At 34.1% G+C, this 22,630-nt stretch carries 20 protein-coding genes; 17 read left to right on the top strand and 3 right to left on the bottom strand.

Translation table 11 applies throughout. From position 1 onward, the window contains the following. The first annotated feature begins 144 nt into the window (after positions 1 to 144). Positions 145 to 1,092 (top strand): ATP-grasp domain-containing protein, encoded by a 948-nt coding sequence (locus ACZSMY_RS18765; protein WP_465148141.1) that lies wholly within the window; start codon positions 145 to 147, stop codon positions 1,090 to 1,092. Positions 1,093 to 1,193: 101 nt separating this feature from the next. Here the strand turns inward: ACZSMY_RS18765 and ACZSMY_RS18770 are convergent, their stop codons facing one another. Continuing rightward, positions 1,194 to 2,915, bottom strand: coding sequence for a pyruvate oxidase (locus ACZSMY_RS18770; protein WP_465148142.1), 1,722 nt, complete (start codon positions 2,913 to 2,915; stop codon positions 1,194 to 1,196). Between the two features lie 250 nt (positions 2,916 to 3,165). Between ACZSMY_RS18770 and ACZSMY_RS18775 the strand changes: the two genes are divergently transcribed. From ACZSMY_RS18775 to ACZSMY_RS18815, 9 genes are all read left to right on the top strand, one after another. Continuing rightward, a complete protein-coding gene (locus ACZSMY_RS18775) occupies positions 3,166 to 3,942 on the top strand; it encodes a Cof-type HAD-IIB family hydrolase (protein WP_465148143.1) in 777 nt (258 codons plus the stop codon). A 233-nt stretch (positions 3,943 to 4,175) separates the two neighbouring features. Then, the gene (locus ACZSMY_RS18780; protein WP_465148144.1) at positions 4,176 to 6,131 is read left to right on the top strand and encodes a BglG family transcription antiterminator; all 1,956 of its coding nucleotides are present in this window, start codon (positions 4,176 to 4,178) and stop codon (positions 6,129 to 6,131) included. Positions 6,132 to 6,161: 30 nt separating this feature from the next. Next, complete coding sequence (locus ACZSMY_RS18785; protein WP_042528766.1) at positions 6,162 to 6,431, top strand: PTS sugar transporter subunit IIB; 270 nt, start codon at positions 6,162 to 6,164, stop codon at positions 6,429 to 6,431. Between the two features lie 9 nt (positions 6,432 to 6,440). Further along, entirely contained in the window at positions 6,441 to 7,799 is a 1,359-nt protein-coding gene (locus ACZSMY_RS18790) for a PTS ascorbate transporter subunit IIC (RefSeq protein WP_465148209.1), read from the top strand. A gap of 23 nt (positions 7,800 to 7,822) precedes the next feature. Continuing rightward, on the top strand, positions 7,823 to 8,458 hold the full coding sequence (locus ACZSMY_RS18795; RefSeq protein ID WP_465148145.1) for a D-sedoheptulose-7-phosphate isomerase: 636 nt from the start codon (positions 7,823 to 7,825) through the stop codon (positions 8,456 to 8,458). A gap of 207 nt (positions 8,459 to 8,665) precedes the next feature. Further along, positions 8,666 to 9,145, top strand: a complete 480-nt coding sequence (gene rlmH, locus ACZSMY_RS18800) for a 23S rRNA (pseudouridine(1915)-N(3))-methyltransferase RlmH (protein ID WP_465148146.1) — start codon at positions 8,666 to 8,668, stop codon at positions 9,143 to 9,145. A gap of 270 nt (positions 9,146 to 9,415) precedes the next feature. Then, entirely contained in the window at positions 9,416 to 10,309 is an 894-nt protein-coding gene (locus tag ACZSMY_RS18805) for an AbiTii domain-containing protein (RefSeq protein ID WP_465148147.1), read from the top strand. A 150-nt stretch (positions 10,310 to 10,459) separates the two neighbouring features. Then, entirely contained in the window at positions 10,460 to 11,767 is a 1,308-nt protein-coding gene (locus ACZSMY_RS18810) for a hypothetical protein (protein WP_465148148.1), read from the top strand. 479 nt (positions 11,768 to 12,246) lie between these two features. Continuing rightward, complete coding sequence (locus ACZSMY_RS18815) at positions 12,247 to 12,756, top strand: Pycsar system effector family protein (protein WP_465148149.1); 510 nt, start codon at positions 12,247 to 12,249, stop codon at positions 12,754 to 12,756. A 28-nt stretch (positions 12,757 to 12,784) separates the two neighbouring features. On the opposite strand, the gene ACZSMY_RS18820 is transcribed toward ACZSMY_RS18815, so the two are convergent. Next, entirely contained in the window at positions 12,785 to 14,092 is a 1,308-nt protein-coding gene (locus tag ACZSMY_RS18820; protein WP_465148150.1) for a nucleotide-binding domain-containing protein, read from the bottom strand. 341 nt (positions 14,093 to 14,433) lie between these two features. Here ACZSMY_RS18820 and ACZSMY_RS18825 point away from each other — a divergent pair, with 341 nt between their 5' ends. The 3 genes from ACZSMY_RS18825 to ACZSMY_RS18835 all read left to right on the top strand — a co-directional run bounded on the left by ACZSMY_RS18825 (position 14,434) and on the right by ACZSMY_RS18835 (position 15,949). Then, a complete protein-coding gene (locus tag ACZSMY_RS18825) occupies positions 14,434 to 14,769 on the top strand; it encodes a hypothetical protein (protein WP_465148151.1) in 336 nt (111 codons plus the stop codon). 218 nt (positions 14,770 to 14,987) lie between these two features. Continuing rightward, entirely contained in the window at positions 14,988 to 15,563 is a 576-nt protein-coding gene (locus tag ACZSMY_RS18830; protein WP_465148152.1) for a tyrosine-type recombinase/integrase, read from the top strand. 29 nt (positions 15,564 to 15,592) lie between these two features. After that, positions 15,593 to 15,949, top strand: coding sequence for a GIY-YIG nuclease family protein (locus tag ACZSMY_RS18835; protein ID WP_465148153.1), 357 nt, complete (start codon positions 15,593 to 15,595; stop codon positions 15,947 to 15,949). A 42-nt stretch (positions 15,950 to 15,991) separates the two neighbouring features. On the opposite strand, the gene ACZSMY_RS18840 is transcribed toward ACZSMY_RS18835, so the two are convergent. Next, entirely contained in the window at positions 15,992 to 16,213 is a 222-nt protein-coding gene (locus tag ACZSMY_RS18840; RefSeq protein WP_465148154.1) for a helix-turn-helix domain-containing protein, read from the bottom strand. A 113-nt stretch (positions 16,214 to 16,326) separates the two neighbouring features. On the opposite strand from ACZSMY_RS18840, the gene ACZSMY_RS18845 reads away from it, so the two are divergent. The 4 genes from ACZSMY_RS18845 (at position 16,327) to ACZSMY_RS18860 (ending at position 22,459) form a co-directional block, all read left to right on the top strand. Beyond that, positions 16,327 to 16,926: a hypothetical protein gene (locus ACZSMY_RS18845; RefSeq protein WP_465148155.1), complete on the top strand. Its 600-nt coding sequence runs from the start codon at positions 16,327 to 16,329 to the stop codon at positions 16,924 to 16,926. 362 nt (positions 16,927 to 17,288) lie between these two features. Beyond that, the gene (locus ACZSMY_RS18850; protein ID WP_465148156.1) at positions 17,289 to 18,095 is read left to right on the top strand and encodes a replication initiation factor family protein; all 807 of its coding nucleotides are present in this window, start codon (positions 17,289 to 17,291) and stop codon (positions 18,093 to 18,095) included. Positions 18,096 to 18,335: 240 nt separating this feature from the next. Next, on the top strand, positions 18,336 to 19,877 hold the full coding sequence (locus tag ACZSMY_RS18855) for a recombinase family protein (RefSeq protein WP_465148157.1): 1,542 nt from the start codon (positions 18,336 to 18,338) through the stop codon (positions 19,875 to 19,877). Between the two features lie 293 nt (positions 19,878 to 20,170). After that, positions 20,171 to 22,459 (top strand): nSTAND3 domain-containing NTPase, encoded by a 2,289-nt coding sequence (locus ACZSMY_RS18860; RefSeq protein ID WP_465148158.1) that lies wholly within the window; start codon positions 20,171 to 20,173, stop codon positions 22,457 to 22,459. Positions 22,460 to 22,630 lie beyond the last annotated feature (171 nt).

Genomic DNA, 22,630 nt, shown 5'->3' on the forward strand with positions numbered 1-22,630 from the left:
CCTTCTTTTTTTGTTAAAATCAACAGTGTTTAGAATTTCTTTTTATAAAGAATGGAAGTTATGTCATGGCTGGAAATAGTGCATGGATGCTAAATAGAAGCTAAGCCATATGAAATAAAATTTTTTAATGAAGGGGTGTTATCATTGTCGAAAATATATATTTTACATGAAAACGATGATTGGACAGTACACTTAACCAATCGTCTGGAAGAATTAAATTTGCCTTATGAAACCTGGCATTTAGATAAGGGGATGGTTGATTTAACCGCAGAACCGCCTGAAGGGGTATTTTATAATCGGATGAGTGCCTCCTCACACACACGAGATCACCGCTTTGCACCCGAATTAGCTGGAGGCATTCTATCCTGGTTAGAGATGCATAATCGAACGGTCTTTAATGGTTCACAGGCGCTTCAGCTGGAAATTAGCAAGATTAACCAATATACCGCACTTGAAAAAAACGGCATAAAAACACCAAAGACAATTGGAGCAGTTGGACGTGACCAAATAATAGAAGCTGCAAAAAAAATAGGTGAATCTTCTTTCATTACAAAGCATAACAGAGCAGGGAAAGGGCTGGGAGTTCAGCTTTTCCATTCCATCGATGCCCTTGAAGCGTATGTAAATAGCCCGGAATTTGAAGAACCCGTTGATGGTATTACATTGATTCAGCAATACATCCAGTCGCCTGAGCCTTTTATAACACGAGCAGAATTTGTCGGCGGGAAATTGATTTACGCAGTGAAGGTAGATACTTCAGAAGGCTTTGAGTTGTGCCCTGCAGATGCGTGCCGGATTGGCGATGCATTTTGTCCGGTTGGGGAGGAAGAAGAAAGTCCGCCGATGTTTGAGATTATGGAAGAAGGAATGGACACGGAGCAAATTGCACGTTATGAGAATTTCTTGAAAAATAGCGGGATTGATGTAGCTGGTATTGAATTTATTCGTGATATCAATGGAGAGATTTACACGTATGATGTAAATACGAATACAAACTACAATTCAGAAGCGGAAGAAAAAGTTAATAAATATGGGATGTTGGAATTAGCTCGATTTTTAGGGAATGCTTTAGAAAAAAAACGTTTATCATAGGATAATAGATGGATAAAATGAAGAACTCCTCGAAAGTTTAAGAGAAATCCATAAAAAAAGAAGGAGTGCTTCGAAAAGAAACACTCCTTCTAAACGTCAGCTTACATCCGCTTTAACCCCTTGCGAATCGGCGGAAGCTCCAGCTTTCCTTTTTCAAATAATTTTTTAATGGTCTGCTTGGTGTAGCTGGTCACCTGATCATAAGAAAGCTTGCCTGGAATTGGCGGCTCATCCTCAATACAGACATCGATAATCGCGGGCTGATTAAACGACGCTGCAGCCTGCAGAGAAGGTCCAAGGTCTTCAAACTTTTCTACACGATACCCTTTACCGCCGCAGTTATCCGCAAATTGAGCAAAGTTAAAGCTTTCTAAGCCAGTTTTATAATCCAGGTGTCCGCCAGCCTCCTGCTCGTACTTAATCATGCCGATACGTTCATTATTAAAGATAACAACAATCATTGGCAGGTTATATTTCACAGCAGTTAAAAAATCCTGCATGTTCATGGAAAAACCGCCATCGCCGGCAAGGCTGATTACCTGCCGCTCAGGGAAAGCTATTTTACTTGCAATCGCTCCAGGAAGACTGCAACCCATCGTGCCTAGCCAGCTGGAAATCAAGAAATCCTGCGTTGTTTTCATCCGGAAATGCCGTGTCGCCCATACAGTCACATTGCCGACATCAACTGACAGGATAGCATCATCCGCTGCGATTTTCTGCACTTCATGAATGACCTGCTGCGGCTTAATTGGTGTAGAGGTTTGCTCTTCATCGTTCTTCATTTCCTCCCACCAGCTGGTCATTTTCTCCTGATATTTTTCTAAGAAATCACGTTTCTCGGAGCGAGGCAGCTGTTCATTGAACCACCCGAGCACCTTTTTCGCATCCCCGGCAACGCCAATATCCACGGGATACCTTTTGCCGATTTGTAAAGGATTCCTATCAATTTGGATGCAGGTAACATCCTCTGGCAGAAACTCGGTATAAGGGTAAGAGGTTCCAAGCAGGATTAAGAGGTCTGTCTCCTCCATTGCTTCATAAGCCGGCTTGGTGCCAATCATTCCAAGGTTACCAAGGAAATTTGGATGCTCATCCTCCATCACTCCTTTAGCAGGTAAGGAAATAACAACGGGTGCAGCAATCGTATCTGAAAATGCCGCCAGCTCTTCCTTCGCTTTCTTCACACCTGTTCCTGCTAAAATAATAGGTTTTTTCGCTTTTTCAATTGCAGCTGCAGCCTCCTGCATCGCAGTTACATCTGGAGTAAGTGCTGGTGACTCATACATCACTGCATTTTTTTGCACCTTATTTTTAATTTTTTCAGTTGGAATATCATCCGGCAAGGTTAACACAGCAACTCCTTTTTCCGCATACGCTGTGCGAATAGCCTGATTGACCATGGATGGGAGCTGTTCTTCTGAGGTAACCTCTTTATTATAAACCGCAACATCATCAAAAATGCGTTCCATATTGACTTCTTGAAAGCTATCTGTCCCAATTTGATCTGTGGGAACCTGCCCGGCAAGAACAAGGACAGGAGCGCTATCCTCCTTCGCATCATACAATCCATTTAATAAGTGAATCGCACCCGGCCCCGCAATGGATAAACAAACGCCAAGCTTTCCAGTTAATTTTGCGTAAGAAGCAGCAGCTAATGCGCCGGCCTCTTCATGACGAACCTGCACAAATTTTATTTTATCCTCTGCTTTTCGCAGTTCTTCCATTAAATTGTTGATGGAGTCCCCAGGCATTCCATAAATATGGTTTACACCCCAGTCCTCCAGTAAATCCACAAGTACTTTTCCTGCACGATCATCAAACATGCGGCATGTCTCCTTTTCGTGAGTATTTTATCTTATCTATCCATCGAATAGCTGATAAACAGCTTCATGTTCCTCTTTTTTTTTGCCTACTTTGTCTATTCCACAATACGGGGAACATGAAACCAGGAGGAATAGGAAAAAATGGAAATGAAAATAATTCAGAAAATGACAGAAAGCCTAGCTTTTCATCTCATTATCTTTTAGAATAGGGATACATTAACTCCAGCAAGATATGTGAGGGGGATAAAAAATGATGAAAAGACCCGTTGTATTTTTTGATTTAGACGGAACATTATTGACAAGTGATAATAAAGTAGCAAAAAGCAGTATTGAGGCAATTGAAAAACTAATTGAAAATGATGGAATACCTGTGCTTGCAACAGGCAGACCTCCATTTGAAACAAAGAAATTACGAGCAGAGACAGGAATCGGATCAGCTGTGTTGATGAATGGACAATTCATTGTACATGAAGGAGAAGTCGTTTCCCGGAACCGAATCAACCCGGTCCAATTAAAAAAATTGGGAGACTATGCAACACAAAGAGGGGTCACCCTTTCTTTCCACACTGCCGAGCAAATTTTTACAACGAACAATCAATGTGAGCTGTTAAAGAAGGACTGCCTGGAATGTGACAGAGAGATTCCGGAAGTGGATGATGATATTTATATGAACAAGCCGGTCTATCAGGTAGAAATATACCTGGAAGATGGGGAAGAAGAATATCAGGAAAAATTCCCAGAGCTTCACTTTGTCCGCAACTCTCCCTATAACTGTGATGTCTTCCCAAAAGACGTCTCCAAAGCAACAGGTATTAAGAAATTCTTAGAAGTCACCGGACTTTCTAAAGAGAATACATATGCTTTCGGCGATGGATTAAACGACCTGGAGATGTTTGGGTTTGTGAAAACATCGGTGGCGATGGAGAACTCTGTGGAGGAGATTAAGGAAGCAGCGACGTATATTACGAAGTCAGCGGATGATGATGGAATTGCTGATGGGTTGAAGATGTGCGGGTTGATTGAGTAAAAAAGTAATAGAGAAGGAAGCAATAAATCGGACTTTTTCTGCATTTTTAAAAGGATGCGGGAGAGTTCGATTTTTTATTCTGCTTATAAGAAAACTAGTGCATTTACTCGTCTTTTATGAGTAAATGCACTAGTTTTTAAGAATGTGTGTAAAACGCTTCCAAACTAAAGAAAATTTTTGAACTTTTTATTAGCATTGTTTTGTTAAATAATAAAACTATAAGGAGGATAAATATGCTGAACGAAAGGAGTAAATTAATCTTAAATCTACTGCTGGAGAAGAGAAAGGTTAACTTAGAGGAAACAGCAAAGCTGCTCGGAGTTACAGAAAGAACGATCCGAAATGATTTAGCAAAAATCGATGGGTTTTTAACCGAAAATAATTTAACAAATTTAAAAAAAGAAACCACGATAAACTATTCGATTGAAAACGAACAGTCGACAACTATTCATCGTGTTCTGAATAAGATACATGCTGATTCGGAAAAACAAATTGATTACTGGGAAGAGCCTATATATAGACTGGGATTTTTATATAACAAATTGTTTTGGAGCGAGCAGAGAATCACGATAGAAAGCTTGGAAAAAGAATTATTTGTAAGCAGAAGCACGATAAACAATGACTTGAAAAAACTCAAAAAGATGGCCAAGGAAATGAGCATAGATATCCTCTTTGAAAAAAATAAAGGGCTTTACTTATTGGGTAAAGAGGAGAAGCTCCGAATCTTATATTTTCATTTCATCGACTTGTTTGAGCAATATAACTATGATCTGGAAATATCTAATGATGATGAAGCGGCTATCCTGACCTATTGGATCAGGAAAGTGGAAGAAGAGCTGATGATTGAAATTTCTTACAGCAGTTTTCAAAGACTTATCCCAATTATGAAAACGGTTACCGGCAGGATTCAACAAGGGAAAAAAGTAACGATCAACTCGAAGAATTTAAATCCTAAATCCAGTTATGAAATGGATATTATTGATAATAACTGTGTCATCTTAGAAAAATATTTTAATATAATCATTCCACCTTCTGAGGTAGTGTTTATTTTCAAGCAAATTTACCGCAGTAACTTAATAAAAAATGAAGTAGTTTATCAAGGATATCAAGTAAATTTGGATATTATTGTAAATTCCTGCATCAAGGAAATAAGCAAGCTTCTAAAAATCGATCTTACGTTGGATAAAGAGCTGTTTAAACATCTTGCTCTGCATTTTCAGACAACAATAACAAAGGATGATTATGATATTGCTCATTTGATTACAAAAGAAACCTTTAAAGACATAAAGGCGGTTCATGAGCATATTTATACCGTTGTAAAACGTGTCATGCAGGATATTGGAAGAAGAGAGCATATTCCATTTAATAATGAAATGGAATGGCTCTTTATCACATTGCATATAGTTTCCTCCATTGAAAAAATCAAAGACAGAATTGCAGAGGAATTAAATGTCATATTGATTTGTCATATGGGAATCGGGACTTCGCAATTTTTAAAATATCAGCTCAATCATTACTTTAAATTTAAACCGAGAATCGTTACTAAAAAAATTCTATCAGAAGAAGCGAATAAAGCGGATATGATTATCTCCACGATTCATTTGCAGGATTTCAACATTCCATACATACAGGTAACGCCGTATGTAACAGAGGTTGATATAAAAAATATACAGCGTCTTGAAAAACAGATTATAGAGGAAAAGATAACATTCCAGGAAGAGGGAGTATGGAAAGGAAGAAGTGAACCTATGTTAAAAGACCTTCTGACAGAAGAAACAATTGAAACAAAGGTGTCTGTAAATGATTGGGAAGAAGCAATCATTTACAGCGGGAAAATTTTAGAAAAAACAGGTGTCATAACCAATGAATATACGCAGGCAATGGTCGAGGCTGTAAAGAATTTCGGCCCGTATATTGTGATTGCACCAAGGATTGCTTTGGCACACGCCAGTTCAAAGGACGGTGTCCATCAAATCGGTATGAGTCTGATTACCTTAGACGAGGGGGTAGAATTCGGCAATAAAGATAATGACCCGGTGAGGATTGTCATATGTCTGGCAGCCATTGATCATCACACCCATTTAAAAGCGTTGTCGGAATTAGTAGAGGAACTGAATAACGAAGAATTTGTAAATATGCTGCTTCATTCAGATAAAGAAGAAATTGTAAAAGTCATTAATCAAAAATAAATTTTATAAAAAATAAGGGAGTGCATCAATATGAAAATATTAACAGTTTGCGGTATGGGATCAGGATCATCATTAATTTTAAAAATGAATGTGGAAGAGGTTCTTTCTGGTTTAGGAAAAGATGCAGAGGTAGAAGCATGCGATATCGGCTCTGTGGCAGGACATCAAGTAGATTTACTTATATCTACGAAGGAATTTGGAGATCAGCTGGAGGAATTTACAGCAGACAAAATTTTAGTTAGTAATGTAGTCGATAAAAGCGATATCGAGCAGCAATTAAAGGATTATCTCGCCAAATAGGAGGAGACCATCATGAATTTTGTATACAGTTTTTTTAATCAACCAGCAATTATCATTGGGCTGATTGCTTTTATTGGCTTAGTTGCTTTACGAAAGCCCATTGATAAAATTTTATCCGGTACCTTTAAGACCGTAGTCGGCTTTGTGATTTTATCACAGGGTGGAGGCATTATTTCAAGTGCATTGGAAAAGCTGTCCCCAGCTTTTGAGAGCGCCTTTCAAGTGCAGGGAGTAATTCCCTCCAATGAAGCTGTTATCGGATTGGCAGAGACTTTATTCGGTGCTGAAATGGCATTGATTATGGCATTCGGATTTATTTGTAACATCTTAATCGCCCGCTTTACCAAGTTTAAATACATCTTTTTAACAGGTCACCATGTTTTATTCATGTCAGCATTGTTAGCGGCTGTTTTAAGTACAATCGGTTTCAGAGGAACCGAACTGGTCATAACCGGATCGTTAATCCTTGGAGCTGTGATGACACTGTCACCGGCGGTTGTACAGCCTTTCTATAGAAAAGCGACAGGTAACGATAACATAGCTATGGGTCATTTTAATGCAATTAGTTATTCCCTTTCTCCATTAATTAGTAAAGCAGTTGGGAACAAACAGCGTTCCACGGAGGATATAAAAGTTCCAAAGCAATTAAGCTTCTTCCGTGATAATACGATTACAACCGCAATCGTCATGATTATTTTATATGTAGTAACCTATTTATTTGCGGAAAGGTCTGTCGCAATGGAATTATCTGGCGGAGATAATATTGTCATGTACGCGGTGATGCAGGCAATGATTTTTACAGCAGGATTTGTAGTGGTTCTGCATGGTGTACGTATGATGCTTGCAGAAATTGTCCCTGCATTTAAAGGGATTTCTGAAAAAATTGTACCAGATGCTACACCTGCACTCGATGTACCAGTGCTGTTTCCGTACGCTCCAAATGCAGTATTAATTGGATTTATGTCTTCCGTTGTCGGTGGATTAATTGTCTTTCTTATTTTACCGTTTACACCATTGCCGGTAATTATCCCTGGTTTAATCAATTTATTCTTTGTAGGTGCAGGTGTTGGTGTGTTATCAAATGCAGTCGGAGGAATCCGGGGTACGATTGTCGGAGGCGTTTTTAACGGCGCGTTAATTACCTTCTTGCCAGCATTAATGCTCCCATTGTTAGGAGAGCTCGGATTTGCAAACTCCACTTTCGGAGACGCAGATTTTGCAGTAACGGGAATCCTTCTCGGACAATTAGGTGTGCTGTTTAGTAAAGCAGGAATCTATGGAATCCTATTTATTCTGGCACTTATTTTTATCGTTGGTTCAATCATCAAGGCAAGAAATAATAAAATGCCGGAAGCGGAAGCTAAATAGTTTAAGAGAGAGGAGCTTATCCAATGGCTATTCAAGAGCATGTTCAATTATTAGTAGAAAGATATCCAGTATTAGAAGTGAATCAGAGCCAAATTGAAGAAACCTATTATTTATTCATGAAGACGATTCAATCTGGCGGAACCATCTATATGTGTGGAAACGGCGGGAGCTATTCCGACGGTCAGCACATTGTAGGCGAACTGTTAAAATCCTTTGATAAGAAAAGAGAATTAAATAGCCGGATTACCGAAAAATTAGTTTCGGAGTATGCAGAAGAAGGTCGGTACTTAGCAGATAATTTAGAAGTGGGAATCGATTCTATGGTGCTGGGGAGCCAGGACGCATTTGCATATGCCTTCAGTAATGATGTAGATGCCAATTTAGTCTTTGCACAGGACCTCCTGACACGCGGTACAGAAAAGGATACTCTGTTATGCCTATCAAGCTCAGGTAACTCTAAAAATGTAAAGTATGCTGCGATGATAGGAAAAATGATCGGAATGAATGTTATTCTGTTAAGCGGCCAGCAGCAAGGAACAATTGGGGAGTATACGAATTGTAATATCCTTGTTCCAGAGACGGAAACGTATAAGATTCAGGAATTACATTTGCCGATTTATCATTGTTTGTGTCTTGCTGTAGAGGATAGTTTGTTTTAGTCTTTGTCAGTTGAGGTGTGTATTTTTATAGGAAAATAGAATAAGAGATTGTGATTTTAATAGAAGAGATGCCTGTATATTTATTAAGTATATTAGGGATCTCTTTTGATTTGTGGTTGGGGAAATAAGTGTTCAGGTGATGGGGATATGGTAAAATAGAAGGACATTCTAACGAAAAAAATCAATTTAACATAAAGGAAGATTTCAATGAATATAACCCTTGTCACTGTTGGAAAGCTAAAGGAAAAATACTTGAAGCAGGGTATCGATGAATATAAAAAGCGGTTAGGTGCTTATGCCAAAGTGAATATTGTCGAAGTAGCGGATGAAAAAGCGCCGGAAACGATGAGTGAAGCAGAAATGGAAGAAGTGAAGCGTAAAGAAGGCGAGCGTATTCTTGCACAGGTTCATCCGGATGCTTTTGTGATTACGCTGGAGATTGATGGGAAGATGCTAAGTTCGGAGCAGCTGGCGAAAAAGCTGGATGAGCTGGCGACTTATGGGAAGAGCAAGGTTGTGTTTGTGATTGGCGGTTCGCTTGGGATTAGTGAGGATGTGCGGAGGCGGAGTGATTTAGGGCTGTCGTTTTCTAAGATGACGTTTCCTCACCAGTTGATGCGGTTGGTGCTGTTGGAGCAGGTTTATCGGAGTTTTCGGATTATGAGGGGAGAACCGTATCACAAGTGATGGTAAACAAGAAAGTAGAATTAACGGTACAGATAGATAAGCTAAATGATTGAGTTTAGAAGCAAGAGGTTTGATTTGCTTGCTTCTAAAGATTTAACTCTAAGTGGAGAAATAAAAATGCTTAATGTGTTGAAAATATAAAAAACAAACTAGTTATTTAATAATTTATTGGATAAGTGTTTATAAAAAAGGTAAAATTAAAGTGCTAGGAGATTACCTTCTATATCCAATGAAGGGCGTTATGTTTATAGATAAACTGGTGGTGAACATATGAATTTAGAAGAGCTAATCAGTCAAGCTGAAAATACAAAAAATGTTGAATTAAGTGTAGTACTCAGAAAGGCACTTAGAATTGCCAAAAAACTGAATTTAGAAGAGTTTGCGACTTGGATAAACCAAGAACTTAAAGGATATGAGTCAATTCATTCAGTTCCCGATTACAGAAGATTAAATGGTAGGTTAGTTGTAAAAGATCCATTTTACCATACTCAATTTTTTGAACCTGAATTGGAAGTTCCCGAGGAAGTATATCTGAATCATCCAATTGCAAATCCCATTACTTATCTGGAAAATTTAAATTTAAAAGGGAATATCTATGTATATGCCAGTTTCCACCCTGATAAAGAAGGTATACTAAAGAGAAATATTAATTCAAATTATGAGTATGCTATCCGTATTCAATCAAATCAAATGTTAAATATTCTAGAATTAATTAGGGATATTGTTTTAAATTGGCTATACGAACTTGATGAACAAGAGATTGAAATCAACTCCAAATCCAATGAAAATTTAGAAAATGCTAATCAATTAACCAATCAATATATTGTTAATATACAGGGAGATATGGTAGGTTCTCAGATTATGAATGGTTCCCCTGGCTCTAATCAGCAGCTGTCCGATAACGAAATTAAAAATTACCGAGAAGTATTGGAAGAAATTCATCGAGGCATTGATAAAACAAATCTCCCGGAAAAAGATGCGAGAAAGGTCAAAACGCTGATTGAAGAAATGAAAGACGAGCTAAGTAAGACTAGTCCAGATAGGACTGTTCTGGGGAAGGCAAAGGCTAGTATTAAGAGGATTCTAGAAGGTGCAACTGCTGACATAGTTGCTAAAGGTGCTCTGTCAATGCTATCTGAGATAGACATCTCATCTATTATGTAGAATGCCCTTCCATTAATATTGAACGCATAAATAGAGTCTATTAATTAGTGAAAGCAAATTAGAACAACTAGAGAATATGATATCAGATGAACATATTGGCATACCAGGCCAAAAGACTTTTAAAAGATAGAGATAAGGAAGTGAACTCCCTTGAAAACTAGATTTGAAAAATGGTTTGAGGACTATGAATTTCCAGGTGATGCTAAAACTCTATTTAAAGAATCAGTATTATGTTATAAGATTTCTGCTTATAGAGCCTCCTTTATAATGTCATATTTAGGTATTCAAGCAGTATTACGGCATAGATTGCTTAACTCCCATAATAAGCCAAATAATATACAAGAAAATATGTGGAATAAGAAATTAGAAGAACTAAAAGACGATAATACTTGGGATAACACGGTTTATGATTTAGTAAATAGAACAAAACCAGATAACCCATTTTTAATTACAGATGATATAAGAGTACAGTATTCATATTGGAGAACTATAAGAAACGATTGTGCTCATGCAAAAAGTAATATTGTAAGCCATCCACATGTGGAATCTCTATGGTTATTTATTGAATCCAATTTAAACAAGTTTATTGTAAATGGTGGAAGTGATGGTTTATTTGAAAAGATAAAGATGCACTATGATGCTAAGTATACTCCTCCAAATACTGACGTATTACCAATTGTAAAAGAGATAACTCATACAATGTCTAAAGTAGAGATACCCCTATTTTTAAAAAAAGTAAATGATTTCTTTGAAAATACACTAGTTGATTTTGGAGACTTTGATGAAGAAAGTGAAACTTACGAATTTTGGAATTACATAGCGAACTCAGAAGAGCCTATTTTAAGGGAAGCATTTATAATCTTTATTAAAAGTGATTGGGATACTTTCAGAAAGTATATTGTAGCATTCTCAGAGAAATTATATGAGATTTCAAGTGACGAAATTTATATCAGGGAATTTTGGACAACAGAAATTTGGAAGCTCTTTAAATGGGGAGACATTGCTGGGTGGGAGGTATTAAAAATATTATTAGATAATAAAATCATACCTTCTAATGAATTAGATGAATTTATAAATATTCTATTTAAAAAAGTAAAGAAAAATCCACCAGATTTTATGATAGAATTTTTAAAGAGTACTGATTATTTTAAAATGCTTAAGAAGGATTTATTTGAAAAAAGGAGTATGTCAACACCACCAAACGGTATAGAATTTGCAAATAAAAAGTGGGAGAGTATCCATTTCTACCTTAAATATATAGAGTTAGATAAGGTAGCTGTTTCTGAATTAAATTCTGTATACTTAGCATCCTCTTATGGGAAATTCAATAGGGAAATAACAAAGCTTTTTCAAACTGATAAAACATTTAGAGAGCAGTATAAAAAGGTATTAATTGATGAAAAACTAAAACTTCCAAGTATTTTAGAAGAGCTCGATGATGCTACCCAGAAAGACTAAACTCGCAGTGTAAGATGAAGTTGAAATATAAAGATTTTAGGAAGAGTAGCTGTAAATGGACAGGTACCTTTTATTTAAGATGAATAGTTAATATTGAGATTTATAATCTTCAAGTTAGGATAAACACAGTGGAGTCCTCGTTTAGATAGCCAGATCACAGATGATGGTAAACAAGAAAAGCGAGTTTACAGTACATATGAATAATCTAAAGCATTTAATAGATAGGAATGAGCAGATGTTAGGAAAAAATTAAATACTTACTAATTACCACATTTGGAAGTCCTAAACATCTTGAATTAATTCAATTAGACATGCAGTAAATGTTGGACATAAGTTAGAAAAAATTGCTTTTTAGGAATGGATTCTGATTGTGCAGAAATAGGTAAGCAATTTTTCATACATCTATCATCTTCGTTAATGCCAGAGAGTTTAAAGAAACCTAATCTTAATTATGAATTTTGGTTTGGAGTGAAGTATTAATGAGTTCAATGGATACAAATAAACAAAAAGAACAATTATATGATTACCATAAACATAATTTAGTATATATTAGTGATTATATTAAGTTTACGGACGGAAAAGCTGGAGTGACATTGGGTGCCACTTTAGTTATGATTGGATTCTTTGGCCAAAAAGCAAAAGAGAATGGTTTTGATTGTCTATCCTTTTGGGATTATAGCTTACTGATTGGGCTTATACCGTTAATTGTATCTTGTTATTTTTTTATTTGGAAAGTTTTATGGCCACGATATACAACAAACACTGATCATTATATGTCTTGGAGTGGAATAGGGGCATTTAAGGATAGCGAGGCATACCTAAATCACCTTGAAGGTGTTTCAGACGATAAATTCCATGAAGATATGGTAAAACAAAATTACAGTCTTGCTGAGGTTTGTTTAAAAAAATATAAGAATTTAAAATATGGTTTTATAGCATTAACTTTTGGTGCTATTATTGAAACTTTAAGTTGGTTTTTTGGTAGTTAAAAGGACAAACCAGATGGTTTATCCTTTTTTATTTAGGAAGAAATTCACTTTCCTCGACTATCCCCAACTCTTTCATTTCAATCTTATCATCGTTAACATAAACACCAAACATATCTTTACCTGTTAATTTTCCTTGTGAATCAAAGATAGAACACTCCATGTAGTGGTGTCCATTATATGCAGTAGATTGCTCGCATATATATTTATCTTTGTAATCATCCATATAATAGGTTAAATCATTTTCAGATTCACTCGCTTCCTTCCCTCTGTTTATTACCCTCCATACAATACTACTAGGTTTTAACTGAGTTAATGTTCTTTTCAACTCTAATTTAAAAGCAATACTTGCCCCTTTTTTAATTGATCTTGTATTACTTTTTAGTGGGGCTATATTCTCTAGATCTTCTGAAACTTCGCAGATAATTTCAAAATCATCTGGTGACTTAAATCTTGTTACCTGTTCTTTTGGTAAAAATGAGAATTCACTTAAATATTTTTCCCAATGAAAGACCCTCATTTGATAATATGCTTTTAGATGACTGTCGTATAGAATATACTTATCCTCTTGTTTTACACCATCCTTTACAAATGTCTTGATTTTAAGAAATTCGCCCGGCAAATCCATATACGAAAAAACATTTTCACCTATCATTATACTATTTCTAGGCGCCTGCCCTTGAAGCTTCGCTGCTAAGTCTGTATGGATACTAGTGGAAGTTACTTCTGTAGTTTGGTCTAATCCATATTTGGACCACAATACTTGATGATCATCGCCAATATCAATACCTATTCGAATTCGCAAAGGTTCTAGGTCATTTTGAATAAAAAATTCACTCAAAGTATATTTGTTATATGACTGCATAACGGATGCAGCATTTAAGGCATTGATGATTGCATCTGATTTTTTCATATCTTTATGCCCAAAAAATGCAAAGACTGCATCACCTTGTAATCTATGGATATGCCCATCAAAAACTTGAAAAATTTCAATTGCGGAATTAAGTATTGCATTTTTGTATAAACGTACAGTTGATAGTGGAAACTTAATACCTAACTTGGTTGAACCTGATATATCTAAAAATAAAGAACATATATACTGATTTCTATAATCATCATCTTCTAAATCTTCAAAGTCAGGATGCACCCCAATAGAGTTTGAAAAAGGAGCATCATTTTTACCAAATAAATTTCTTAATTGTTCCTTAGCAGGTAAGACGACGTCAAAATTTTTAGCATTCGCCATCTTTTTAAATACTTCATACTGTGACTTTTCAAGAATTACTTGCGGAATTTTTTGTGCGAACAACTGGTCAAATATAGGTTTTAATCTTTCCATTTTTACCTCCCTGTAAAAAATCATTTAATACCATAAGTATAACATTTTTGATTCTTCTATAATCTATAAAATAGTTGAATTTAGCTACCTTTAAAGTATTAAGGAGAACCATATTACAAGTGATGGTAAACAAGATAAGTGAGTTTATAGTACATATGGATAATTTTAAACATTTAATAGATAAGCAAGAACTGATATTAGGAAAGAATTAATAAATAACTAGTAAAAATTCATAGTCCATGATGGCTTAACCATTATTAGTTTTTAAAATTTACTTCCTTAATTAAAAATAGATGGAGTTTTCATATATATATAATGTATTGAAAAAGGGAGGAAATAAAATGAATGATGTTTTAAAGGCCAGTAAGCTATACTTTGACCCATTTATCTATCAACAGTTGCTCGAGAATGCTTGGATTACGCAAAAAGAAAAGGAGATTCTATTTCCATGGAATTTTCCTTATAAACAAACTCTGCTTTTTCCAGAAATAAAAGAGCAAATTAGAGAAGTTGCAATTAAAAATCAGAGGTTTTCAGATTCGGTTGTAGAGGAAGAAATATCTGATCGACTAGAGGCAATATGGGAATATATAGGTATCACAGATAAAGATAGGCAAGCATGGCTCGATGAGATAAAAGAAGAGTTTAATTTACCCGATGATTATAAGTTTAGATAAATAAGGTTTGTAAAGCCATGGAAAACTTAGTTATTACAAAGCAGGAGATTTGATTCTCTTGCTTTTTTGTGTGCTCTTAAATATTACTATGTAATAAAACATATATTTTCGTACATATAAAATCTTGTCTTTACAAGGTTCTGGGTGAGGTATTAAATTTAATGTACGAAAACATGTTAAAAAATTATGTTTTCATACATTGTGGGGAGAGCAAAGAAATGGCAAAAGTGAAGAAGAAACGACAGAAAACGACATACAATGTCGAGCCTTTACGGACACCTGAAGAATTAAAGGAATTTAAAGACGCTTTATTATATGTTTGCACTAGAAGAGACTGGTTCATGTTTGTACTTGGTATCAATACAGGGTTACGAGTTAGTGACCTTGTGAAGCTAAAGGTAGGTCAGGTTAGATGTAGAACAACTACACAGATTATTGAAGAAAAAAATGGTAAGATTCGTAAGCTGTTTTTAGGCTCAATACAAAATGAAATTATTCAGTATTGTGAGGGTAAAGCTGACGAAGATTATTTATTCCCAAGTAAGAAAGGTGGTAACCCTATAAGCACCACGCAAGCGTACAGAGTGCTAGATAAGGTTGCCGACTGGCTAGAGCGTGACGATATTGGAACGCATACCATGCGTAAAACGTTTGGTTATCATTACTATAAGAAAACTAAAGATATTGCAACGCTTATGGAAATCTTTAATCATTCATCAGCACGTATTACCAAAAAGTATATAGGGATAAATGATGAGGAAATAGAAAATAGCCTAGCAGGCTTTAAACTATAAGGGGTATCAAGTTTTAGAGGAGACAGAAAATGAAAAGTATTAATTTCCCAGCTTTATTTGATGATTTTATCATAGCACCTAATTTAGACGCTTCTAACATTACAGAAGGGTTTAGGGGTAATGATAATAGAAAAGGGGTTTATACGGTATTTAATAGCCATTTTGAACCTCTTTATATTGGTTCGTCTAAAGATTTAAGGCGTCGATTATGGGAACATAGGTCAAAAAATATGTTGAAGGAGCATTTAAGCGATATTTTATTTATTGGTATCAAATATGTTGAAAGTGGTGACCCATCACCTACGGAACGCAAGTATATCAGAGAACTTAAACCATTAATAAATAAATATCGATACGGTGGGTCGTTAAGGGTAAATGAATATTAAGTGGATGTATCGGGATAACATAAAGGAATTAGTTTTAATTATCTAATCATTAGTATCAATAAAGTCAATTATTTCTCTTATATCATCTATATCTAAAGCATCGGCTATCTTCTCAATATGTTGAAAGTTGATGTTTTTTCTTTTTGCATTTGACAGTTCACTTAATGCAGCGTGACGTATATCGGTGAGTCTCGATAGTTCTCTTAATGATATATTATTGTATTCTAAAATATTATGGATTTTTACTACTACTCTTTTTCCCATAGGACCCCTCTTTAAATAAGCCGTTGACTAATAGCAAAAAACTATCATATAATAATTTTTATTGTGGTACGTTATAGCGTACCATTAAAGAGAAAAAGGGGGAGTAAAGGGTTATGGGAACTAAAAAATCTAAAAAGAAGATATCAGCAAAGCTGGGATGTCTCCTTATTTTTTTAATTCTTTTTTGTATTGGGCTTTGGGGTTATATTATCGTTACACTTGTTTCGGATAAGGGTAGCCAAGAAGGTAATTCACAAAACGAAGAAGTAAAAGAAGCCTCTGGAGAGGATATGCAATCACAAGTTGAAGCAATTATTTTAGATATCCTTGGGGATAAAACTAATTATGGAGAACAAACAATTTCAGATTTACAAGTTAATGACCACAAAGGGACAAGTGATGAGCAAGATAAAATTATTATTGCTACGATACGTGGCAATGAAAATTTAACAACAGATCTTACGAGAAAAGGAATGTTAGTAGATTCTGTAGAATTATTTAAGGAATTATTTGTATTAGAAAAATCACAAGAAGTGACTTTAATATGGCAATATCCATTAACTGATACTAACGGAAATACAAGCAACGATACAATTTTAAAGATTTCATTTGATAGAGATAGTGCTTCAAATATAAACTGGGATTCATTTGATAAAGAAAATCTAAAGAACGTTGCAAATGAATATTGGGAGCATGCTGCTATGCAAAAGTAAATAAATATTATTAAGAGGACCGAGCGAATTTAACAGCTTGGTCTTTTTATATGTAAATTTTTTTTTCAAGGACTTAAAAAAAATAACCAATAAACTATATATTCTTATGTACAGGATGAGACGTACGAGATTGGTTGCTATGAAATTTAATGGTAAGTCACCACATTTGCCCTTTGATTTAACCAAATGTAAGAGAGCGAAAGTATATCGTGGTAATAACAGATAATTATTTATGAAATAATTTAACTATCCGAGAGATTAAACATCCTCTTGTAATTAAATAGTTAATCTGTCAACCAATCACCACTTTAAATCTTAAAAACACTGTACTGTTACAAAATAAATTTGAGGAGAGGGTTGGAATGATGACAAAGGTTATGTTAGACAAAATTAAGCTAGAGTATGTAGGTGTACCTTTTACTTACAATAATTTATTAGAGGATGAGGGAGAAATTCGCGATATAAAAGGTAGAGAAGGTTTTCATTATCATCAATGTTTAATGGTTACAAAAACAAATGGGGCATGTATTAAGCTATATTATCAACCTAAAAATGAAGTATGGAAACCAGTAGGAAAACTTCATATAGAAGTCCATCCAAGATATTTAGCGGTATTTTCAACTTTATTAAATAGACTAAGAGAAATTAGTAAGGGAACCTACTTCATCGCTACAGATGTAGCATTTGATATCCCTGTACCATTAAATCATATATTTGTAACATCTAATACAGGAAGAAAAATGAATTTATTTAATGGAACAAGGTACTTTGGCGGGAAAGGTCAGAGAAGAAAAAATGGATATTGTCGAATTTATGATAAAAAACAAGAAATGTTAAAAAGAAATGTAATCAAAGGGGAATTAACTAGAATAGAGATAGTTTATAAGCCCGATGAAAAAGTTGAACTGAGAGAACTCACTCAGCATCCACCATGCTTTAATAAGTATTACTCTGGATGGGTTATTAACACAAACATTAAGGTTTCACCAGTCTACAAAGCTATGCTTATTTGTTTACAGAAAGGCGACATGACTTTAAATGAGTTTTCAGGACATTATAGAAGGGTTTTAAAACAACAGTTGCACAACCAAGAATTTATAGACTTTGACCAACTAATTCAAAATAAATGGGTTGAACAAGTGTCACAGATAAATAAATTTTTATTGTAATAGTTTTGACTTAGATCTTATACTAATCGCTATTCGTAAACTAAGAATTTACTGGATTTATAAACTATAGGGGTGAATAAAATGGGTGAAAATGATAGATTGATTTGCACAAAACAAAATGAATCGGAACTTAAAAAAGCAGAAGCTATTAAAGCACTGGCATATTTAATAAAAAAATATGCTGGTGAGCTATCAAAATAAAAAAGGAATAGTGATTTTTAATCTTATAGGGGGATAATGATGGCAGAAAGAGCAGCAATTTATACAAGGGTATCAACAAAAGAGCAAAAGAAAGGACAGTCATTGGAAGCGCAGGAAAGTGCGTTACGAGATTTTGCTGAAAAAAAGGGATATGAAATTTTTGATGTATATAGTGATGGAGGTTATTCAGGAAAGAATTTTGATAGACCAGAAATTCAAAGATTATTTAGTGATATAGCTAATGATAGGGTAGATGTAATTTTAGTTTGGAAAGTTGACCGTCTTTCACGAAATAATGCAGATGTTATATCACTTATAGATATAGATTTAACACCAAGAAATAAAAAATTAATAGTAACTTCTGTTGATAAGGATTCATCAACGTCAGAGGGGCATATGTTTATTTCTTTACTTAGTACATTTGCACGATATGAAAGAGAAACTATTATAGATCGTGTGAATGTAGGTATGCAAAAAAGAGCTGAAAAAGGTTATTGGAACGGTGGCTCAATTTTAGGTTATGATTCAGTAGATAAGAAATTAATTATTAATGAGCAAGAGAGTGAAATTGTGCAGGAGATTTTTAAATTTAGGGCTGAAGGGAAAGGGTATAAATTTATAGCTCATACTTTAAATAATAGAGGATTAAAGACTAAAAAAGGCAAAAGTTTCAGTATTCCAGGAATTAAACTTATTGTTAATAACCCTATATATACTGGTAAAATGGTATGGAAGAAGCATCAGGAATGGAATACAAAGAGAAGAGCAGGGAAAGTACAGCCTATAGTCGTTGACGGTATTCATAGAGCTATTATAGACCAAGAATTATGGACAAAGGTACAGGAAATAAATGAGTTACAAAAGAAATCATTTACATCTAATAGAAACTTTAACGGTAACTTTTTTCTAACAGGTTTATTAAAATGTCCTAAATGCGGTGCCGGAATGGTAATGAGCAAATCTAAGAAGAAAAATAGTGATGATTACTATCTTTATTATATGTGTCAAGCTTATCATAGCAAGGGAAAATCAGTATGCGGTGCAAATTTAATGAAAAAGGAAGAAATTGAAAAAAAGGTGTTAAATCAAATATCGTTTTTAATGGATAATGGGGGTATCTTAGCAGAGCTGCTAAAAGAACTTAATAGCGATAACGAAAGAGAAAATGATATAATTAAAATAAATTTGAACAGTTTTAATAAACAGCTAAAAAAGGCAACGGATAAGAGAACAAAGCTCGATAATGACTACTTTGAAGGAATTTTAGAAAGCCGTAATTATAATCGTCTAATGCGTGATGTACAAAAGGAAATTGAACAGCTAGAAAGGAATATTAGAAAAGCAGAAAGCGAAATTAGTGGGAATAAGCCTTTAATTGGTACAGAGCAAATAATTAATGCACTGAGGAACTTTAATGACTTTTTTATGAAAGTAAGCGATGAGGAAAAAAAGTTACTTGTAAGGTCATTAATAAAAGAAATACACGTGAAGGAGAACCGGAAGGACATTGAAGAAATAACCTTCTGGTTTTCTTCTGCTATAAGTTTACCATCTAGTAAAGGAAGCAGAGCCTTATCATAAATAAACTTACTTTAGAGCGCTATAACGTTTGATATATAAGGGATTATTGTATGTGGCATATCGATTTTTTAATTTCGTAAAATCAAACTAGCACATTTTTGAGAACTAAATCGTATTTATGCGAGTTTAATAGAAAGAGGGAAAGGAAAGCCAATAATTACTAAAATTTTTATGTTGACGAAAGGATTAAAGATATTATCAAGTATGCTAATATTGATCGCTGAAAAGTTAGTTAATCTTAAAAATTCTTCGGATGGTTAAGATAAAATCAATTTAAGAAATGGGGGAGGAGCATGTTTGACTATTCCAGACTAGATGCTTTAGACTTTGAAAAATTATGTGGTGATATGATGGGAAGACTGCTTGGCAAAGAGCTTAGGTACTTTCCATCAGGTAAAGATGAGGGGATAGACTTAGTAGATGATGTAATGGAAAAAAATATCTTAATTCAAGTTAAACACTATGAAAAAAGTTCTTTTTCTACTTTTAAGAATGCGTTAAAAAAAGAGGTGGAAAAAGTTGAAAAACTCCAACCAAAACAATACTATATATTCACTTCTCAGTCACTTAGCCCAGGTAACATTATAGAAGTCTATACCATGTTTCAGGAGTACATGGAAAGTGAAAAGAATATAGTAACTAAAGAAAACATTAGTATGTTTTTAAAATCAGAGGAAAATATTGATATTTTACGAAGTCAATTTAAATTATGGATTACTGCTGATATTGTACTTAAAGATTTTTTAAATCAGAATGTGTTCATTGATAGCGAAGTTTTGCTGGCAGACATAGATGATGAAATTAAATATTTCATTCAAACTGAAATTTTTAATAAATGTATCGAAACCTTAGAAAAAGATAGAAAAATATTGCTGTACGGAGACCCTGGAGTCGGTAAAACATTAAACTCTAAAATGCTATTGTTGAATTTTGTGAAAATGGGATATCGTGTACGTTATTCTAGTAATGGAGAAATTGCAGAACTAAAGAATTCATTTACATCAAATCAAGATATAAAAGAAATTATTTTTTTGGATGATTGTTTAGGGCAACATTATTTTAATTTAAAAGAGGGAAATGACAAAGACTTACTAAGTTTGATTAAGCATGTCGATCTTTACAAAAATAAAATATTAATTTTAAATTCACGTGTTACGATTTTAAATGAAGCTTTAAATACATTTGACGAGCTAAATAGATATTTCGGATTAGAAAAAATATCACTTAAAAAGATAAATATGAACGAAGTTAGTAAGGTAGAAAAAGCGAAAATTTTTTATACAATGCTAACGAGAAACAAAGTTTCAAATGATTATTACAATAGCGTTAGAAAAAATAGGAATTATTTGAGAATAGTAGAACACAAAAATTTTAATCCGCGAGTTATTGAGTATGTTACTTTAAAAAACAAATTAAAAATGGTTTCAAGTGACAAATACTATGAATTTATACTAAAGAATTTAAATAACCCTAAAGATATATGGAAAAATGAATTCGAGCATAGAATTAAGGATGTTGATCGTATGTTTATGTTTACATTATATTCCTTAACCGATACATATATTTCAAAGGATATATTAGAAAGGTGTTTTGACTTTCTCATTCAAAAAGATTCTCAAATAGATATCACCTTACATAACTTTGAAAGTACGCTTATACGTTTAAATCATTCAATGGTTAAAATAGTAGATACCTTTGGGGTTGAAAAAATAGGGGTTTTAAATCCATCCATAAATGATTATATGAACACCGCAGTTTTTACAAATAAATTGTTATTGAAGAACTTAAGGGATAACTCTATTTATTTAAATCAATTAGAACGACTATACTCCCCTAGAGAGTTTGAGAATATATTAAAAAAGTTAGTTCTAGACGATAAGCTATTCGAATATAGCACGATTCAACAAGGTCAATTATTTGAAATTAGATTGCATACAATAGCGGAAGATAAAATTATAGATGAAAAGTATACATGGGATATAAACATGCTACCTACATTAAATGAATTCACCCGATTGGGACGCTATAGCAAAAATAAAATTGATGTAGTTAAAAAATTTATTCAGGATCCCGAACTTCGAGATTTCTATGAAATGAAAAATATATTATCTGATTTGGAAAATGTGGTACAAATATTCGAAGGATTAAACTTCGAGGAGACTGTATTCTTAATAAATCCTATAGCAGAGTTTTTAGAAGAGAATCAAGCGAATAATGAAGATATTTCTAATTATCTTAATGAAAAACTTTTAAATGAACTTGAATCATATATAGATGAGTTAGATTATGGAGACCTAGTTGACGAAAGGTGTAATCCAGATTATCAAGACGAAGTGTATGACGGAGATTATGTATATATGATTAAAGAAATTGATCAAAAAATCAAGAGTATGGTAGAAGATATTGATGATAAAACTCTAAAATTAAAGGTTGTGAATTATTTTAGTTCACTTGAAAGCACCATAAAATCTTATATTGATGATACGTTTGAAGAAATGGTTGAAGAAAGTAGTAATCTACAAGAAGAATTGTTACCAAACTCGAGAATCGATGTTGATGATATCCTCAATCGTTCTATCTAAGAATCAGTCGCAAGGTGCATGATACTCATTTCTGTGGGAAGTTTTTTAATAGATGATTAAGAGGTAATTTTGTTATTTGAGGGTGATAAAGACCTCTTTACTAAATCGTTAAGAACATTGAGTCATGCCTTACGTGAGAAACGATTGTCAGTGGATAATTCTTTTGGAAGC

This window comes from Oceanobacillus sp. B139/18 (assembly GCF_055524595.1).

Bases quoted from the DNA above. Each gene is read 5' to 3' on its own strand.
- ACZSMY_RS18795 (WP_465148145.1), top strand. From the start codon at position 7,823: ATGGCTATTCAAGAGCATGTTCAATTATTAGTAGAAAGATATCCAGTA.
- ACZSMY_RS18860 (WP_465148158.1), top strand. From the start codon at position 20,171: ATGTTTGACTATTCCAGACTAGATGCTTTAGACTTTGAAAAATTATGT.
- ACZSMY_RS18840 (WP_465148154.1), bottom strand. From the start codon at position 16,213: ATGGGAAAAAGAGTAGTAGTAAAAATCCATAATATTTTAGAATACAAT.
- ACZSMY_RS18775 (WP_465148143.1), top strand. From the start codon at position 3,166: ATGATGAAAAGACCCGTTGTATTTTTTGATTTAGACGGAACATTATTG.
- ACZSMY_RS18835 (WP_465148153.1), top strand. From the start codon at position 15,593: ATGAAAAGTATTAATTTCCCAGCTTTATTTGATGATTTTATCATAGCA.
- ACZSMY_RS18805 (WP_465148147.1), top strand. From the start codon at position 9,416: ATGAATTTAGAAGAGCTAATCAGTCAAGCTGAAAATACAAAAAATGTT.
- ACZSMY_RS18855 (WP_465148157.1), top strand. From the start codon at position 18,336: ATGGCAGAAAGAGCAGCAATTTATACAAGGGTATCAACAAAAGAGCAA.
- ACZSMY_RS18820 (WP_465148150.1), bottom strand. From the start codon at position 14,092: ATGGAAAGATTAAAACCTATATTTGACCAGTTGTTCGCACAAAAAATT.
- ACZSMY_RS18785 (WP_042528766.1), top strand. From the start codon at position 6,162: ATGAAAATATTAACAGTTTGCGGTATGGGATCAGGATCATCATTAATT.
- rlmH (WP_465148146.1), top strand. From the start codon at position 8,666: ATGAATATAACCCTTGTCACTGTTGGAAAGCTAAAGGAAAAATACTTG.
- ACZSMY_RS18845 (WP_465148155.1), top strand. From the start codon at position 16,327: ATGGGAACTAAAAAATCTAAAAAGAAGATATCAGCAAAGCTGGGATGT.
- ACZSMY_RS18825 (WP_465148151.1), top strand. From the start codon at position 14,434: ATGAATGATGTTTTAAAGGCCAGTAAGCTATACTTTGACCCATTTATC.
- ACZSMY_RS18770 (WP_465148142.1), bottom strand. From the start codon at position 2,915: ATGTTTGATGATCGTGCAGGAAAAGTACTTGTGGATTTACTGGAGGAC.
- ACZSMY_RS18815 (WP_465148149.1), top strand. From the start codon at position 12,247: ATGAGTTCAATGGATACAAATAAACAAAAAGAACAATTATATGATTAC.
- ACZSMY_RS18850 (WP_465148156.1), top strand. From the start codon at position 17,289: ATGATGACAAAGGTTATGTTAGACAAAATTAAGCTAGAGTATGTAGGT.
- ACZSMY_RS18780 (WP_465148144.1), top strand. From the start codon at position 4,176: ATGCTGAACGAAAGGAGTAAATTAATCTTAAATCTACTGCTGGAGAAG.
- ACZSMY_RS18830 (WP_465148152.1), top strand. From the start codon at position 14,988: ATGGCAAAAGTGAAGAAGAAACGACAGAAAACGACATACAATGTCGAG.